Genomic DNA, 16,916 nt, shown 5'->3' with positions numbered 1-16,916 from the left:
AGACGCCCCGGACCCTAGAGACTGGCACCGGAGAGGGAAAGCCTCAGATCACGAAGTCATGGGCGATATCGGCCAGGGTATGGTCCATGGTCCGGGCCGGCGTCGCATCGGTCGGACAGTTGACCAGCCGGGCCGGGACTCCGGCCACGGTGCAGCCGGCGGGAACCGGCTTCAGCACCACCGAACCCGAAGCCACCTTGGCGTAGTCGCCCACAGAAATGTTGCCGAGCACCTTGGCCCCGGCTCCCAGCAGCACGCCCTTGCCGATCTTCGGATGACGATCGCCGCGCTCGGCCCCGGTGCCGCCCAGGGTCACCCCGTGCAGCATCGACACCTCGTCGCCGACCACCGCCGTCTCGCCGATGACAATGCCGGTGCCGTGGTCGAGGAACAGCCCCGACCCCAGGGTCGCGGCCGGATGGATGTCGACCTGGAACAGTTCGGAGATGCGGCTCTGGAAATGGAAGGCCAGGGTCTCGCGCTTCTCGGTCCACAACCAGTGCGCCACGCGCCAGGCCTGCAGGGCCTGGAAGCCCTTGAAATAGAGGAAGGGCTGCAGCAGCGAATGGATGGCCGGGTCGCGCTCGGCCACAGCCTGGAGGTCGGCCTCGGCGGCGGTGACCATCGTCGGGTCGGCGGCATAGGCGGCCAGGCAGACCTCACGCACGGTCATCGCCCGCAGTTCCTCGTCGCCCAGCTTGCGGGCGATCTGGAAGCTGAGGGCACCGGCGAGATCGGCATGGGACAGGATCACCGCATTCAGCTGCGACCCCAGCTGCGGCTCGTCACGCGCCGCCGCCTCGGCCGCCGCGCGCAGCTGCGTCCAGATTTCGGGCTGTTTGGCGACGACTTCGAGTACGGGCATCAGGCTTCCTTGCGACGGTTGATCATACCCGGCCGAGCATGGTTTGCGCCAGCCGGTCCGGCAGTTGGCCTTCCCGAGCCATATGGTAGGCCCGCAGCGTGGTCGCCACCGTAAAGGCGTCGCGGATCGATCCCCGACCGATTTCGGCCAGCAATCCGGTGAAGGGCACCCGCACCGACCGGATGATTTCGGTGGGATCCGGATCGACCGGCACCGGCGTCAGGTCCCAGGCCAGCCAGGCGATGGCCCGTTCGTCGGTGACGGAGTTGCTCATCTCCAGCCGCAGCGCCTCGCACCAGTGGCCGGCCGCCAGTCCCGCCTCCTCAGCCAGTTCGCGCTGGACGCCGGCCAAAGGGTCCTCGGCATAGGGGGCACCGCCCTCGGGCATCTCCCAGGAATAGTTCATCAGGGCGAACCGCTGCTGGCCGACGAGGGTCACCGTGCCGTCGTCGTGCAGCGGCAGGACCCCGACCGACAGATTGTGCGGCCGCATGACCACATAGTCGACCTTCATTCCGGTCGGGGCGGTCGCGTCATGGCGCGTCAGCCGCAGCCAGGGCGTGTCAAAAACGGTCGTCGCCCCGGCATCGCGCCACGGCGGCGGCCGGTCGCTGCCGTCGTCCCAGGCGGGCAGCGGCCGGTCGGCATCAAAAACATCGCGGGAGTCAGCCATGGTCCGGGTATGGCGCCGGAGCCGCGTCACGACTAGCTAGACGGCATGACCGATACCGATCTTGGCACCGCCCTGCCCCTGCCCCGGCCCTCTTCCGAACTGCGCGCGCGTCTGGCCACGCGCCGTTCCGGCCCGGCCCAGAGCCTGATCGCCCCCGGACCATCGCCCGAACAGATCGACGCCATCCTGTCGCTGGGGGCCCGCACCCCCGATCACGGCAAACTGTTCCCGTGGCGGTTCGTCGTGCTGGGCCCGAAAAGCCGCGCGGACATCGCCGAACGCCTGCTGCCCATGGCCGCGCGGCAGACCCCGGCGGACAAGGCCCGCTCGGTCCTGGCCAAACTGGTCAATCCGCCCCTGTCGATCCTGGTGATCTCGACCCCGATCCCCGACCACAAGGTGCCGGTCTGGGAACAGGAACTGTCGGCCGGGGCCGTGTGCATGAACCTGGAACACGCCGCCGGTGCCCTGGGCTTCGCCGGCAGCTGGATCACCGACTGGTACAGCTATGACCCCGAGGCCGTTGCCCTGTTCGGGGTCGGCCCGGCCGAACGGATCGCCGGCTTCATCCATATCGGCAGTCTGGCAGAGGCCCCGCTGGAACGGCCGCGACCGGTCATGGCCGACAAGGTCACCCGCCTGCCCTGACGGGTCCAGGCGGAAGCCTGCACCGAAGCTGCACGGTTCCTGCGCCGATATTCCCCGACCGCCCCAACCCCGCTGGACACCGCGCGCCGACAACCGCTCCCGAAAGGGAGGCGCGCATGCTTCACACCCCCAGACCATTCCGCTCATCCTTCTGGCTGAAATTCGGCCTCGACCTGGCCGTGGTCGCCGTCGCTGACCTGCTGCTGTTCCTGCACCTGCCCGGCACCAGCCTGGGCCTGTTCGCCCTGACCATGGTCGCGGCCGTGATCATCGTGCGTCCCGGTCTGGCCCGTGACCGGCGCGCCCTGGTCGCCCTCGTCGCCGCTATCGCCTTCGGCCTGGTGCTGGTCGACCGGCCCGGCCTGCTGGCCCTGGCCCTGTTCGGCCTGGTCATCGCCGTCGCCGTCCTGTCGGCCCGGGTCAGGGCGGGCGAGACGGCCTGGGGCTGGAGCCAGCGACTGGGCATCCACGGGCTGTTCGGCCTGATCGGCCCGCTGTTCGACCTGCTGAAACTGGCCCGGCTCAAACGTCGCCGAAAGGGCCGGTCGCTGCTGGCCCTGCTGGGTCTGCTGGCCATGCCGGTGGTCGGCGGCGCGATCTTCCTGGCCCTGTTCTCGGCAGCCAATCCACTGATTTCAGACGCCCTCGACCGCATCACCCTGCCGCCGCTGTCGCCGGAGATGGTCTTGCGGGTGCTGTTCTGGCTGATGATCGCGACCGGTGTCTGGGGCGTGCTGCGGCCGCACTGGAAGCGCCCGCTGCTGGCCCTGCCGGCGCGAAAATCCAACCGCCCCTCCCCGGCCCTGACCACCTCGATCACCTGGTCCCTGATCGTCTTCAACGTCGTCTTCGCCCTGCAGAACGGGCTCGACATCGCCTTCCTGTGGAGCGGCGCGCCCCTGCCCGGCGACATGGGTCTGGCCGACTATGCCCATCGCGGGGCCTGGCCCCTGATCGTCACCACCCTGCTGGCCGGACTGTTCGTCCTCGTCGCCCTGCAGCCGGGCTCCGATACGGCGCGGCGGCCCGGCGTCCGCCTTCTGGTCATCGTCTGGGTTGCCCAGAACATGCTGCTGGTCGCGTCCAGCCTGCTGCGTACCGCTGACTATATCGAGGCCTATGCCCTGACCCGGTTCCGGATCGCGGCCATGGTCTGGATGATTCTGGTCGGTGCCGGCCTGCTGCTGATCGGCTGGCGGATGCTGCGTGACCGCTCGGCGCACTGGCTGATCAATGCCAATGTCGCCATCACCCTCGGTGTGCTCGCGGTCATCAGTGTGGTCGATCTCGGTGCCGTCGCCGCCGCCTGGAACGTGCGTCATGCCCGCGAGGTCGGCGGCCGCGGAGTCGACCTGGACCTGGGCTATCTTCACAGCCTCGGCGAACCGGCGCTGGTGTCCCTGGTCGAACTGGAACGGGCCCCCCACACCCCGGCCGGTCTGCGGGACCGCGCCGCCGCCGTGCGTCGGCAAATCGTCACCGACATCGATTGGCGGCAGAACGACTGGCACAGCTGGCGCTGGCGGACGGCCCGGCGGATGGAGCGGATTCAGGTCCTGTCCCGGGACCGGCCCCTGGCGGTACCGCTGCCGGGAGAGCGGGACTGGGCCGGTCGCCTGAAGCCGCCGCCGCCACCACCGGCACCGCCGGTCACCCTGCCCCGACCGGAACCCGCATACGCCCCGTTGACCTTGCCGGCCGGAGGCTGAACATGGCGATCATGCAATGCACGGTCCTGGTGGTCGACGACGACCCGCATATTCGCGATCTGCTGACCTTCGCCCTGCAGAAGGCCGGTCTGGCCACGCGCGAGGCCGCCGACGGCGAGGCGGCCCTGGCCGACATCGCCCGGCACCGGCCCGACCTGGTGGTGCTGGACATCAATATGCCGCGCATGGACGGGATCGAGGCCTGCCGCCGCATCCGCGCCGGGGGCGACCTGCCCATCCTGTTCCTGTCGTCGCGCGATGACGAGATCGACCGCATCCTGGGCATGGAACTGGGGGCCGACGACTATGTGACCAAGCCGTTCAGCCCGCGCGAGGTCGTGGCCCGGGTCGCGGCCATCCTGCGCCGCGTCAACCGCACCGCGCCGCCCCCCACCCCCGGTCATTTCGCCCTGGGCGGGCTGAGCCTCGACGCCGACGGCTGGCGCGCCCGCTGGCAGGAGGTCGAGGTGCCCCTGACGGTGACGGAGTTCAGCATCGTCCGCACCCTGGCCGACGCCCCGCGCCGGGTCTTCACCCGCGACGCCATCATCGACCGCGTCCACGGCCCCGGCTTCGCCATGACCGACCGCACCATCGACAGCCACGTCCGTAATCTGCGCGCCAAATTCGCCTCGGTCGGCGGGGCCGATGTGATCGAGACCCGGCCCGGCGTCGGCTATCAACTGGGCCCCTGCCTCGGCAGCGCCGGGTGATCGCACGGGCCCGTGCCTTCGTTCGCGCGCATTGGCCCGCGCTGAGGCTGCGGACCATCCTGCTGTCGGTGCTGATGTTCGCGGCCATCCTGCCCGGGCTGAGCGCCATCTTTCTGCGGGTCTATGAGAATACCCTCGTACGCCAGACCGAGGCGGAGCTGATCGCCCAGACGGCGGTCCTGTCGGCCGTGGCCGAGGCCGACTGGCCCGGAGCCCCGCAGGTCCCGTTCGACCCCGCCCGTCGCCGCGTGCCGGGCTACTACCGGCCGGAGCCGGCGACCATCGACCTCGGGTCGGATCCGGTTCTGCCGGCCCGCCCCGCCACCGTCATGCCGTCCCGACCGCCCGATCCGGCGGCCGTCGCCGTCGCCGCCCGGCTGGGACCGGTGATCGAGGAGACCAGCCGCACCACCCTGGCCTCGATCATCGTCCTCGATCGCAACGGCACGGTGGTGCGCGGCTTCGGGGAAGGCGGCAACTGGCGCGATCTGGAAGAGGTCCGAGCCGCCCTGTCGGGGCAGCCGCACACGGTCCTGCGTCGCAACGATTCCTACCACCCGCGCTATTCGATGGAATGGCTCAGCCGCGCCTCGGCCCTGCGCATCCACCACGCCCGGCCGGTGGTCGTGAACAGCCGGGTCGAAGGCGTGATCCTGACCTCCCGCTCACCCCGGGCCCTGTTCCGCGGCATCTATCAGGACCGGATCAAGATCGCGCTCGGCATCGTCGGCACCCTGGGCCTGATCGGCTTCCTGGCCGTGCTGGTGTCGCGCGGCATCGCCCGCCCGATCGAGGCCCTGAGCCGGGCCGCCCGCGACGTCGCCACCGGCGGCGGCGGCGAGGTGCCGCCCGCCCCGGCCACCGCCGCCGTGGAGATTCGCGACCTGTATGAGGATTTCGGCCGGATGGCCCGGGCGGTCGACCGCCGGTCGCGCTATCTGCGCGATTTCGCCGCCGCCGTCAGCCATGAATTCAAGACCCCGCTCGCCGGCATCCAGGGGGCGGTCGAACTGCTGCAGGACCATGACGACATGGAACCGGACCAGCGTCGCCGCTTCCTCGCCAACATCGCCGCCGACGGCCGCCGCCTGGCGTCCCTGGTCACCCGCCTGCTCGATCTCGCGAGGGCGGACATGGCGCGACCCGAAGCCGGCCTATCGGTGGATGTCGGGCCGCCGATGATGAGGGCCGTGGACGCGCGAGCGGACCGGCTGACCATCCTCAACCGGCTGGACGCGCACGAACCGCGCGTCGCCGTGCCCGCCTCCACGCTGGAGATGGTGCTGTCGACCCTGCTGGAGAACAGTCTTCAGGCCGGGGCCACGACGGTGACGATCGAGGCACGCCCGACCGCCGATGCATGGGTCCTGACCGTCACCGACGACGGGCCCGGGCTGGCTCCGGCGGACGCGCGGCGCATCTTCGAACCCTTTTTCACGACCCGGCGCGGCGAAGGCGGTGCCGGTCTGGGCCTGTCGATCGCCCGCGCCCTGCTGGCCGCGAACGGGGCGACGCTGGATCTGGTGCCGTCAGACGCCGGGGCGGTCTTCGAACTGGTCCTGCCGCTGGCGGCCCGGATCCAGCCCGACCAGGTCATGCCCCGATGAATTAGGCAGAGCGACCTGCCGAACAGCAGACGTCCGAAACATCACCCTTCGTGCGCCTTGCACATAACCGCCCTTCCCTGGAATGGGACCGGGAGTTCGCTCACTGCCAACACCGGGAGGGCCGAACCCGAGGCGATGGCGCTCATCAAATATTCTCTAGTTGATGCAATTCTGAGGGCTTGCGGGCGGTACCTGATCGTTCCTGGAGAGCTGGATGCGGGTAGATTGGTCCTTGGCGCGCAAGCTGTTGATGGTCACGCTCGCCTTGAGTGCCGGCTTCACCATCGTCGCTGCTCTCGTAACCTTTCAGATCGTCAGCAAGGGACTGACCAACGAGAAACTGACCCATCTGAGCGACTATGCAGCCGAGCGGGCGAACACTGAGAACCAGCTATTTGAAGACGCCGCCCGCTTGCAGAACCAGGCCAGCGCGGCGCTCGTCCGCCGAATGCAAGCCCTCACTCAGGCCGAAGTAGACCGTTCGTTTGAGCAGGCATTCCCCTTGCAAGCCGACGGGACGCGTCGCAGCCGTCCGCAGGATTTCGAAGGCAGCAAGTCCGCGACTGGAGAGCCGGTTTTTGGTCTGGGAGCATTCGTCGCTCGGGGCGAGCAGGTCACCGCGGACGAGCGACGACTGTTGATCGCAGCCTGGCAAGTCGTGGGGCGATTTGGCGAAGCGCAGCTCGGCTTTAACGACAACTTCTACTTTTACACGCCCGACGACCGGTTGCTCATATTTGCCCCATCACGCCCGGACCGTCTGATCTTCTATCGGGAGACCGCACCTGCCAGTTTTTCGTTCGCGAACGATGACCTCGTTCGGGTGACCTTGCCGAGCTTGAACCCCGGGCGCCGGACCCTGTGCACCGGGTTGAGGCGCCTTTTATATGTTCAATCGGGCGCAGCTCTGACCACCGGCTGCCACACGCCGGTAGATATAGACGGCCGCCACGTTGGTGCTTTTGGAACGACCCTTCAGATGGGCGGGAGACTGCTGAAAAGCGTCGGACAAGCGCCGACCGGCGGCATCAATCTGATCGTTGACGCGCGGGGCGAGCTTGTCGCGTTCCCCGGCTCTGAGACGCCCGGGACCGCATCGCCCGACGTGGTCGCCCGCTACGAGCAGGAGTACGGCTTGACCGGACTGGCTAGCCTCGTCACCGCCGCCGGCCAGGCCAGCGGGGTCGTCCGCTCGCCGAACGGCAAGGCCTATGTGGCATATGGCCGAGTATCCGCGCCGAATTGGCACCTGTTGTCCATTGTGCCAACAGCAACCATCGAGGCGGCGGCCGCCAAATCCGCGTCTTGGATATTGCTCATTGGCACCTTGGTCGCCGTTTTGCAGGGCGGCCTGTTGTACTGGTTCGCCTGTCGGTGGGTGGTCTCGCCACTCGAAGTCATCGCTTCTCATTCCAGCGCGCCCCTTCAAGGCAGACGCCAGGCCGCAGCCCTGACCCGCATGTCTGAAAGGACCGATGAATTCGGCGTGGTCGCTCGCGCCCTGGTCGCCGCCGACGCGAGAGCGGAGGATCTGGTGACATCCCTGGAGGACAAGGTCCGCGTCCGCACCGCTGAACTCGAAGCAGCCAATGAGGCCAAGTCACGGTTTCTGGCGAACATGAGCCACGAGTTGCGGACGCCGCTGAACGGCATCATCGCCACCGCAGACCTTCTACTCGCGCGGCAGCGCGGGCGCGTTGCGAATGAACTGGCGCGCCTGATTGTGTCCTCGGGCCGTGTGCTTGAACGCGTCGTCAGTGATGTTCTCGATGTATCCAAGCTGGAAGCCGGAGGCATGGTCCTCGAAGCGGCTTCGTTCGATCTGGAGACTGTGGTCGATGACGTGACGGAGCTCTTCAGGGCGGCTGCGGAGGCCAAGGGGCTTGGACTGCGGGCGACGGTTGAGATGGATGTGCGAGGCTCGTGGATCGGCGATAGCGTTCGGCTAAGTCAGATGTTGTCCAATCTCCTCGGCAACGCCGTTAAGTTCACATCCGCCGGCGAGATAACGATCTCGGCGCGTTCGTCTCATCTCGGGCTCAGAATTGAAGTCACGGACACCGGGCTGGGCTTTAACGAGGATACAGCCGCCAGACTTTTCCGCCGCTTTGAACAGGCGGACGAATCCATCACCCGCCAATTCGGTGGCACGGGCCTGGGGCTCTCGATCGTCGCGGCATTCGCCGATCTGATGGGCGGCGTCGCAGAGGCCACATCCGCGCCTGGGGTAGGCAGCAGGTTTGCTCTCGACCTTCCGCTGCTGCGCGGCGAGGCAGAAGAGCATCACGAGCGACCGGCGGCGGAGCCCATCATGCGCGACCTCAAGGGCGTGCGCGTGCTGCTGGCGGAAGACCACCCGGTGAACCAGCAGATCGTCCGGCTGATTTTGGAGCCTGCTGGCATCATGCTGACCGTCGTGGACGATGGAGCGAAGGCATTGGAATGCCTTGCGGCCGGACAGTACGACCTCGTGTTGATGGATATGCAGATGCCGGTGCTCGACGGGCTGGCGGCCACGCGCGCTTTGCGCGAGCGCGAGATAGACGGGTCGCGCACACCGGTGCTGATGCTCACCGCCAATGCCCAGAGCGAACACATCGAAGCCGGACGGGTTTCTGGAGCTGACGGGCATCTCTGCAAACCGATCCGCCCCGATGCGCTGCTGAAGGCCGTGGCCGGGGCAACCGCCCTAACGCCGTCTTTTCCAGTGGCCGCCTGACAACGACCTGCTCGACGACATCCTGCCTTCGGGTAGCACCCACGTCTGTTGCCGAGCCAGTGACGTGCACAACCTCGTCACCTTACACGGCGTCACGATCCTGGAGGCCCCAACATCACCAAACGGGTGCCGGCTCTGATCGCCCAAGAGCGGACATTCCGGAAGACCTGGTGGAGTCAGAAGCGATCGTTCGACCCGTCCACGCAGACGTCCGCCTCGGGTCGGGAGCCGACCGTCGCTTACGGGAGGCGAGCGGACATTGACGCGATCAGCGGTGCCGCTCACGCTGGCATGATGTGGCAACAGGTCCTCTTCGCCGGAGCCGCCATCGCGATGAGCGGCTGTTCAGGCGGCTGTGAGAACACCATTTTGTCCGAGGCCGGCTCCCCGAATGGCCGCCTCAGCGCAATCTTGTTCGATCGGAGTTGTGGAGCCACCACAGGGCACTCGACCCAGGTTTCGGTGCTGGGGTCGGGCGTCCGCCCAGCCACCGCTGGGAACACGTTCGTGGCCGACGCCAATCATGGGGCCGCTGAGGAGAGTGTGGGCGGCGGACCATGGGTTGAGGTCGCTTGGATCGACGATGAAAACTTGATCGTCAGATACGATGCCCAGGCACGCGTGTTCACCGGGCAGTCCGACATCGCAGGGGTCAAGGTCACCTACCAGCCGATCGAGCGCTGAATGTCCGCTATGGGTGGTGGGATCAACCGGTGGCATCGGCGATTTTGGTGAGTGCCCGCCCTCACCCCCGCCCGCGATAGGTCGGCACGCCCTGATCCGGCAGCCACAGGCCCTCGGGGGCGACGCCGGTCTGCCAGAAGACGTCGATCGGGATGCCGCCGCGCGGATACCAGTAGCCGCCGATGCGCAGCCATTTCGGTTGCAACAGGTCAGCGACCCGTTTGCCGATGGCCACGGTGCAGTCCTCGTGGAAGGCCCCGTGGTTGCGGAAACTGGTCAGATACAGTTTCAGGCTCTTGCTCTCGACCAGCCAGTCGCCCGGCGCATAGTCGATGACCAGGTGGGCGAAGTCCGGCTGGCCGGTCACCGGGCACAGGCTGGTGAACTCCGGCACGGTGAACCGCGCCAGGTACAGGGTGTCCGGATGCGGATTGGGCACCCTTTCCAGCTGGGCCGTCTCGGGGCTGACGGGCTGGACGGTGTGCTGGCCCAGTTGGGACAGGCCCGAGGTGTCAGTGGTCATGATTTCAGTCTGGAACATCGGCCGCGTCGGGCCATCGAAGGGATCGTGGGAGGGGACATACGGCGCTGACGGAAATTCTCAAAGGCCGGTGCTTGACCACGATCCGCTAGAGTGACCGGGCCGCAAGTCTCGCGATCCAGCGCCCCGCCCGCTCCCTGAGCTCAAGATCGCGCAGCGAGGGCGAGGTATCCTCCGGCAACCGGTCCAGCTGCTCAAAGCGGAAATCCGCTTCCGTCCCCGAATTCCACGCCTCCTGCAGGGACCGGTGCGGCGATGTGCCGTGCCGCAGGGCGAACCACAGGCCGTTCTTCTGGGTGTCGATATGACGGCTCCTGCCGACCCAGGTGTCCCCGGTCGCGGTCCAGATCACCGCATAGACTCCGGCGATGGTCGGGCACCGCTTGTAGGCGGCAATCAGGGCTTTGCGGTCCGGGGCCGTCATGGCGCTCTCCATTTTACCCGGGTCATATACACGGCATTATTACCCGGGTAAATCCATGACGATTCCGCCGTCCCGCGCCGGGGAAATAGCCGGTCCTATCCCCGCCCCTGCGACCGCGCTTGCCGTGTATCGGTGCCATGATCCGCCTCATGGAACCGACGGGAAGCGGACTCAGTGGACCCAGTGGACCCAGTGGACTGTGTTTTTCGGATTTGCCTTCCGCCGCGACAGCCCGCTATCCGTTGTGAAACAAAACGGGGAAACATCATGGCTATTCCGGCATCACTGCAAACCGGTCTGAAACTGCCGGTCATCGCCGCGCCGATGTTCCTGGTGTCCGGGCCCGACCTGGTGGTCGCGGCGTGCAACGCCGGGGTCATCGGCACCTTCCCGTCGCTGAACCAGCGCACCACCGAGGGCTATCGGGACTGGGTCCAGGAGATCAAGGGGCGGCTGAACCCCGACGCCGCGGCCTTCGGCGTCAACCACATCGTCCACCCGACCAATCCGCGGCTGATGGCCGACATGATGGTCTCGGTCGAGGAGAAGGTGCCGCTGATCATCACCTCCCTCGGGGCGGTGCGCGACGTGGTCGAGGCGGTGCACGGCTATGGCGGGGTGGTCTTCCACGACATCGCCAATGTCCGCCACGCCCGCAAGGCGGCCCAGGCCGGCGTGGACGGCCTGATCCTCGTCGCCAACGGGGCCGGCGGCCATGCCGGCGTGGTCAATCCGTTCGCCCTGGTCAACGAGGTGCGGTCCTTCTTCGACGGCACCATCATCCTGTCGGGCTGCCTGTCGACGGGCTCCGACGTCGCTGCCGCCCTGATGATGGGGGCCGACTTCGCCTATATGGGCACCCGCTTCATCTCGACGACCGAATCGATGGCCCAGGCCGAGTACAAGCAGATGATCGTCGACGCCGGGGCGTCCGACATCACCTACACGGCCGCCGTGTCCGGCATCCCGGCCAATTTCCTGACGCCGTCCCTGATCGCCAACGGCATCGACCCCAAATCCCTGCCCGAGCACAAGCTGGACATGGCCGACGAGGCCAAGGCCTGGAAGACCGTCTGGTCGGCGGGCCAGGGCTCGGCCGCGGTGCATGACATCATGCCGACGGCAGAGCTTGTTCGTCGGACGGCGGACGAAATGTCGTCCGCCCGTGATAAATTCGTCAAGAACTGGGGTTAGACGGCGCCTCGTTGACAACGAGGTGAATAATTATGCGTGCCCTGATGATCGCTGCCGTCGCTGCCCTGGCCCTGCCCGCTGTCGCCCATGCCCAGGAGGCCCCCGCCGCGGGTTCCTGGTCCTTCGCGGTCGGCGCGGGAACGGACAACCGCTCCAAGGACGCCTCCAAGTCTGACGGCGATGCCTATGCCTTCGGCGAGGCCCGCTGGACCAATGCCAGCGGCTTTTTCTACGCCGGCCCCTCGTTCCAGACGATCCGCAGCTCCAGCGGATCAGACCTGGAAGCCGCGGTCGACGCCGGCATCCGCCCCGAGATCGCCGGCTTCGACGTCGACCTGAACGCCAAATACAAATGGCAGGTCGACGCGATCGACGGCTATGACGCCGATTCCTGGGAGTTCACCGGCAAGATCTCGCGCTCGATCGGTCCGGCCAAGGCCCGTCTGACGGTGCAGTATTCGCCCGACAGCACCGGCTCGTCCAAGGCCTGGACCTGGGTCGAGGGCCGGGTCGGCTGGGATTTCACCAACAAACTGTCGGGCACCGCCGCCATCGGCCGCCGCGAACAGGAAAACAGCGTCGACTACACGGGCTGGAACGCCGGCATGACCTATGCAGTCACCCGCGATCTGGACTTCGACCTTCGCTACTATGACACCGACGCCAACGTCCCCGGGCCGCAATATGCGTCGGCCCTCGTGGGCGAGGTCACCTTCTCCTTCTGATAGTGCTGGTCAAATGAAGCTTGTGCCCCCACCCTAGGGGCATGAGCTTCAGACCGACGACAATCGAACGCGCCTATCAGCTGGCCGAGGGTGGCGACTGCCGTACCGTCGGCGACATCAAGCAGAAACTGCAGGCCGAAGGTCACGAGCGCGTGCAGGAGAACCTGTACGGGGCCTCCCTGACCGGTGCCCTGCGCAAGCTGTGCCAGAAACACTATGTGCCCTCCGAAGAGGACACCGCCGCCGCAGGTCCCTCGGATGACGACGATGAGGACGGCGACGAGGACTGACAGCCAGAGCCTTGCATTCGACCCAAAGGCGCGTCACAAGGCTAAACGTCGATCTCACTGCGTCACGCTCTTGCACCCCTTTGCATCCGCACCGAGGTCTAAAGCCGATCCATTCAGACCCGACAGGCCGATCAGGAGCTATTTCCTGCGGCCAATTCTAACGGAGGTCCTGAAAATGGCTACCGGCACTGTAAAATGGTTCAACTCCACCAAGGGCTATGGCTTTGTCCAACCCGATGACGGTGGCAAGGACGTATTCGTCCACATCTCGGCCGTCGAGGCCGCTGGCCTGAACGGCCTGAACGAAGGTCAGCAGATCTCCTACGAGATCGAAAGCGACCGTCGCACGGGCAAGGAATCGGCCGGTCAACTCAAGACTGTCGGCTAGATAAACCTATGAATGGCGGCTGTGTCACGGACGCAGCCGCCATTTTTGCGTCCGGATGACGCGCGCCGATCCAGGCACCGTCATCCATAAGAATTCGGGTCGTCCTTGCTATTGATGCGGACAGCGCCCACATAGAAGCTGTCGATCTCTCTGCGTAACGCTGCTGCCCTTTGCATCGCGCACCGAGGTCAAAAAGCCGATCCCATTCAGACCCGACAGGCCGCACAGGAGCTATTTCCTGCGGTCAACGCTAGCGGAGGTCCTGAAAATGGCTACCGGCACTGTAAAATGGTACAATTCCACTAAAGGCTACGGCTTCATCCAGCCGGATGACGGCGGCAAGGACGTTTTCGTGCACGTCACCGCTGTCGAGGTCTCCGAGCTGAACAGCCTCGACGAAGGCCAGAAGATCTCCTTCGAAGTCGAGCGCGACCGCAAGACGGGCAAGGAATCGGCTACGCAGCTCAAGGCTGCTGAGTAGATCAGGTATCGGCGGCCCAGGCCGCCATCCGGGCTGACGGGCCGGTGCTTCACGCGCCGGCCCTGAAGCTGTTTTTCCATGGAGTACGCCGATGACGCCTCTGTCCGAGATGATACCGGCGATGCCCGACGCCGACCTGAAGACCCTCCGCGCCAATGCGGAACGTCTGCTGGTCCGCGGCACGGCAGGCCAGATCGCTTCCGCCACTGACATCCTGCCGATGATCGAAGCCGAATTCGCGGCCCGTATCGCCGCCAAGCCGCCCGCCAAGAAGCGCGCCCCCGCCAAGAAGAAGGTTGTCGCCGCCGTCGATGGTGCCGAGCCCGTGGTCAAGGCTGCGCCCAAGAAGCGCGCCCCGGCCAAGAAGAAGATTGCCGCGGACGCTGAAACGACCGCGAGCTGAGGATTCAGGACCTGATCCCGAACCGCGATCAGGTCCTCCCCCTCCTTAGACAGCACCGGTAGACGGCGTGGGCCATCCGCCCCGCCGCCCGGTCCGAACACCCTTTCATCCAGCGTGAGCACGATCCGGCGCTGACCGCGCGCCGGTTTCAGTCGTCAGGATCAGGCGTCCCGGGCCCGGCGCGCCCGCCCGCGGACCGGCCGACGCGCGCGGCCCCTCCCCGTTCCTGTCTGCTAGGCCAGGGCCTGGTCCAGGTCAGCGATCAGGTCTTCAACGTCCTCGACACCGACCGACAGGCGGATCAGGTTTTCGGTTACGCCGCCAGCGTCCCGCAGAGCCTTGGGCACCGAGGCATGGGTCATGATGGCCGGGTGGTTGACCAGGCTTTCAACCCCGCCCAGCGACTCGGCCAGGGTGAAGACCGCGACCCGCTCCAGCACCTGACGCGTGCGCGCCAGATCGCCGTCGATGACCACCGAGACCATGCCGCCATAGCCGCGCATCTGGCGGCTGGCCAGGTCATGCTGCGGGTGGCTGATCAGGCCGGGATAGATGACCCGGGCCACGCCCTTACGCTCTTCCAGCCAGCGGGCGATGATCAGGGCGTTCTCGCAATGGGCCTTCATGCGCAGACCGAGGGTCTTCAGTCCCCGGTTTGCGAGGAAGGCATCGAACGGCCCCATCACGCCGCCGACCGAATTCTGCAGGAATTTGATCTCGGCCGCGACCTCGGGATTCCCGGCGACCAGCACGCCGCCGATAATGTCGGAGTGACCGTTCAGATATTTGGTCGCCGAATGCATGACGACATCGGCCCCGAGGCTGAGCGGCTGCTGGCACCAGGGCGTGGCGAAGGTGTTATCGACAACCAGGAGAAGACCATGGGCTTTCGCGACCTTTGACAGGGCGGCGATGTCAGCGATCTTCATCATCGGATTGGTCGGGGTCTCGACCCACAGCATCTTCGTCTTCGGCGTGATCGCGGCCTCGACGGCGGCGATGTCGCTGAGATCAACATAGGCGAAGTCCAGACCCATCGAGCGACGGCGCACCCGCTCGAACAGCCGCCAGGAGCCGCCATACAGGTCATCGCCGGTCACGACGTGCGATCCGGCATCGAGCAGTTCCAGCGCCGTCGAGGTCGCGGCCATGCCCGAGGCAAAACCGAAGCCCTGAACCCCGCCCTCGAGGTCGGCGATACAGGCCTCGAACGCCTCGCGCGTCGGGTTCTTGCCGCGGGCATATTCATAGCCCTTGTTCACGCCCGGGCTTTCCTGGGCATAGGTCGAGGTCGCGTAGATCGGCGTCATCACCGCCCCCGTCGTCGGGTCGGGACGCTGGCCGGCATGAATGGCCCGCGTCGAAAAACCCTGATGGTTCTTGATCATGGCCATGCGCTTACCGGTTCAGGCTGAGGTGGTTGATAAGGTCGGTGCGGGTGATGAGGCCGACGAAATTCTCGCCATCCAGCACCAGGGCCACGCGGTCGCGGTCGAACACGGGGATCAGGGCGTCCAGCGGCTCGGTCACCTGAACCGTGTCCAGATCCCGGGTCATGACCGTGCCGACCGGCTTTTTGAAGCGTTCCTGGCGGGTGATCTCGTCGGTGTTCATCACATGGATGATGTCGCTCTCGTCGACGATCCCGACCAGCCGGCCGTCCTGGATGATCGGCAGCTGCGAGACATCGGCCCCGCGCATGCGTTTGAACACTGTGTCCAGGGTGTCGTCGGGACCGGCCACGACCACATCGCCCCGGGCATATTTGCGATGGATCAGGTCAGACAGATTGCCCTGGATGTCCTGCTCACCGAGGCCCTGATCGGCCAGCCAGGCGTCATTGTAGACCTTGGACAGATATTTGGCCCCGGTATCGCAGACGAAGGTGACGCAGCGCTTCGGCTCGGCCTGTTCGCGACACCAGCGCAGGGCAGTGGCGATCAGCGTGCCCGAGGACGAGCCGGCCAGGATGCCTTCCTTCAGCAACAGCTCGCGGACGGTGGCGATCGCCTCGGCGTCCGGGATCGAATAGGCCTTGTCGATCAGGCTCATATCGGCGGTGTCAGGCACGAAATTCTGGCCGATCCCCTCGACCGTATAGCTGCCCTCGGGACCGGGCACGCCGTCGTTGACGATGCCGCCCAGCACGGAACCGGTCGGGTCGGCGAGGATGATCTCGGCGTTCGAACCGACGCTCTTCAGATACTGGGCAATGCCGGTGATTGTCCCGCCCGAGCCGATGCCGGCGACGAAGGCATCGACGTCATGGTCCATCTGGTCCCAGATCTCGGGACCGGTGGTCCGGAAATGGGCGGCGGTATTGGCGTCATTGGCAAACTGGTTGACGTAGAAGGCCCCCGGCAGCTGCTGGGCCAGACGCTCGGCCATGTCGGTGTAATATTCGGGATGACCGTGCGGCACGTCCGATCGCGTCAGGCGAACATCCGCCCCCATGGCCCGCAAATGCTGGATCTTTTCCTTGGACATCTTGTCCGGGATGACCAGCAGCACCTTATATCCCTTGGCCTGACCAACCAGGGTCAGGGCCAGGCCCGTATTGCCCGCCGTCGCCTCGACGATAGTGCCGCCGGGCTTGAGGAAGCCTTCCTTCTCCGCCGCGGCGATCATCGACAGGGCGATCCGGTCCTTGATCGATCCGCCCGGGTTCTGGGCCTCCAGCTTCAGGAACAGCCGGCACGGACCCGTGTCGATATTTTTGACCTCCACCATCGGCGTCAGCCCGATCAGGTCCAGCAGGGATCCGGCCGGGGCGCTGAGGACAGGTTTGGCGGACAGGGACATTCATCGACTCCGTGAGCGTTCGCGGCGGAAGCTGATCGTCAGACCCGACA

The 16,916-nt window shown here is 66.3% G+C and carries 18 protein-coding genes; 12 read left to right on the top strand and 6 right to left on the bottom strand.

Annotation, left to right across the window (positions count from 1 at the left end; all coding sequences use genetic code 11):
• Positions 1-43: 43 nt before the first annotated feature.
• Positions 44-865: a serine O-acetyltransferase gene (gene cysE, locus PSV00_RS01925; RefSeq protein WP_300444131.1), complete on the bottom strand. Its 822-nt coding sequence runs from the start codon at positions 863-865 to the stop codon at positions 44-46.
• 22 nt (positions 866-887) lie between these two features.
• Positions 888-1,538: an NUDIX hydrolase gene (locus tag PSV00_RS01920; protein ID WP_300444128.1), complete on the bottom strand. Its 651-nt coding sequence runs from the start codon at positions 1,536-1,538 to the stop codon at positions 888-890.
• Positions 1,539-1,583: 45 nt separating this feature from the next.
• Here PSV00_RS01920 and PSV00_RS01915 point away from each other — a divergent pair, with 45 nt between their 5' ends.
• From PSV00_RS01915 to PSV00_RS01890, 6 genes are all read left to right on the top strand, one after another.
• Positions 1,584-2,186: a nitroreductase gene (locus PSV00_RS01915; protein ID WP_300444125.1), complete on the top strand. Its 603-nt coding sequence runs from the start codon at positions 1,584-1,586 to the stop codon at positions 2,184-2,186.
• Between the two features lie 116 nt (positions 2,187-2,302).
• Positions 2,303-3,895 carry a DUF4173 domain-containing protein gene (locus tag PSV00_RS01910; protein ID WP_300444122.1) on the top strand — a complete coding sequence of 531 codons (1,593 nt, stop codon included), beginning with the start codon at positions 2,303-2,305 and terminating at the stop codon, positions 3,893-3,895.
• A gap of 2 nt (positions 3,896-3,897) precedes the next feature.
• Positions 3,898-4,608 (top strand): response regulator transcription factor, encoded by a 711-nt coding sequence (locus PSV00_RS01905; protein WP_300444120.1) that lies wholly within the window; start codon positions 3,898-3,900, stop codon positions 4,606-4,608.
• Positions 4,605-6,215, top strand: coding sequence for a HAMP domain-containing sensor histidine kinase (locus PSV00_RS01900; protein ID WP_300444118.1), 1,611 nt, complete (start codon positions 4,605-4,607; stop codon positions 6,213-6,215). The genes PSV00_RS01905 and PSV00_RS01900 overlap by 4 nt, the downstream gene beginning before the upstream one ends.
• Before the next feature lie 232 nt (positions 6,216-6,447).
• Entirely contained in the window at positions 6,448-8,934 is a 2,487-nt protein-coding gene (locus tag PSV00_RS01895; protein WP_300444115.1) for an ATP-binding protein, read from the top strand.
• A 507-nt stretch (positions 8,935-9,441) separates the two neighbouring features.
• Complete coding sequence (locus tag PSV00_RS01890) at positions 9,442-9,618, top strand: hypothetical protein (RefSeq protein ID WP_300444113.1); 177 nt, start codon at positions 9,442-9,444, stop codon at positions 9,616-9,618.
• A gap of 61 nt (positions 9,619-9,679) precedes the next feature.
• Here PSV00_RS01890 and queF read toward each other — a convergent pair whose 3' ends face one another.
• Both queF and PSV00_RS01880 read right to left on the bottom strand, forming a co-directional pair.
• Positions 9,680-10,141 (bottom strand): preQ(1) synthase, encoded by a 462-nt coding sequence (queF, locus tag PSV00_RS01885; protein WP_300444111.1) that lies wholly within the window; start codon positions 10,139-10,141, stop codon positions 9,680-9,682.
• 106 nt (positions 10,142-10,247) lie between these two features.
• Positions 10,248-10,583: a GIY-YIG nuclease family protein gene (locus PSV00_RS01880; RefSeq protein WP_300444109.1), complete on the bottom strand. Its 336-nt coding sequence runs from the start codon at positions 10,581-10,583 to the stop codon at positions 10,248-10,250.
• A gap of 267 nt (positions 10,584-10,850) precedes the next feature.
• Between PSV00_RS01880 and PSV00_RS01875 the strand changes: the two genes are divergently transcribed.
• From PSV00_RS01875 to PSV00_RS01850, 6 genes are all read left to right on the top strand, one after another.
• Entirely contained in the window at positions 10,851-11,777 is a 927-nt protein-coding gene (locus PSV00_RS01875) for a nitronate monooxygenase (protein ID WP_300444107.1), read from the top strand.
• A 32-nt stretch (positions 11,778-11,809) separates the two neighbouring features.
• A complete protein-coding gene (locus PSV00_RS01870) occupies positions 11,810-12,502 on the top strand; it encodes a TorF family putative porin (protein ID WP_300444105.1) in 693 nt (230 codons plus the stop codon).
• 41 nt (positions 12,503-12,543) lie between these two features.
• The gene (locus tag PSV00_RS01865) at positions 12,544-12,792 is read left to right on the top strand and encodes a hypothetical protein (RefSeq protein ID WP_300444103.1); all 249 of its coding nucleotides are present in this window, start codon (positions 12,544-12,546) and stop codon (positions 12,790-12,792) included.
• A gap of 175 nt (positions 12,793-12,967) precedes the next feature.
• Positions 12,968-13,180 (top strand): cold-shock protein, encoded by a 213-nt coding sequence (locus tag PSV00_RS01860; protein WP_300444100.1) that lies wholly within the window; start codon positions 12,968-12,970, stop codon positions 13,178-13,180.
• A 268-nt stretch (positions 13,181-13,448) separates the two neighbouring features.
• Complete coding sequence (locus PSV00_RS01855) at positions 13,449-13,661, top strand: cold-shock protein (protein ID WP_300444097.1); 213 nt, start codon at positions 13,449-13,451, stop codon at positions 13,659-13,661.
• A gap of 91 nt (positions 13,662-13,752) precedes the next feature.
• The gene (locus PSV00_RS01850; RefSeq protein WP_300444096.1) at positions 13,753-14,064 is read left to right on the top strand and encodes a hypothetical protein; all 312 of its coding nucleotides are present in this window, start codon (positions 13,753-13,755) and stop codon (positions 14,062-14,064) included.
• Between the two features lie 233 nt (positions 14,065-14,297).
• On the opposite strand, the gene PSV00_RS01845 is transcribed toward PSV00_RS01850, so the two are convergent.
• A complete protein-coding gene (locus tag PSV00_RS01845; RefSeq protein ID WP_300444095.1) occupies positions 14,298-15,458 on the bottom strand; it encodes a cystathionine gamma-synthase in 1,161 nt (386 codons plus the stop codon).
• 4 nt (positions 15,459-15,462) lie between these two features.
• Positions 15,463-16,866 carry a pyridoxal-phosphate dependent enzyme gene (locus tag PSV00_RS01840; RefSeq protein WP_300444092.1) on the bottom strand — a complete coding sequence of 468 codons (1,404 nt, stop codon included), beginning with the start codon at positions 16,864-16,866 and terminating at the stop codon, positions 15,463-15,465.
• Between the last annotated feature and the right edge of the window lie 50 nt (positions 16,867-16,916).

Origin of the sequence: Brevundimonas sp., assembly GCF_029945885.1 — a bacterium.
Classification (GTDB): domain Bacteria; phylum Pseudomonadota; class Alphaproteobacteria; order Caulobacterales; family Caulobacteraceae; genus Brevundimonas.
The sequence above is the reverse complement of the archived record's forward strand: the minus strand, read 5'-3'. Positions and strand labels throughout refer to the sequence as shown.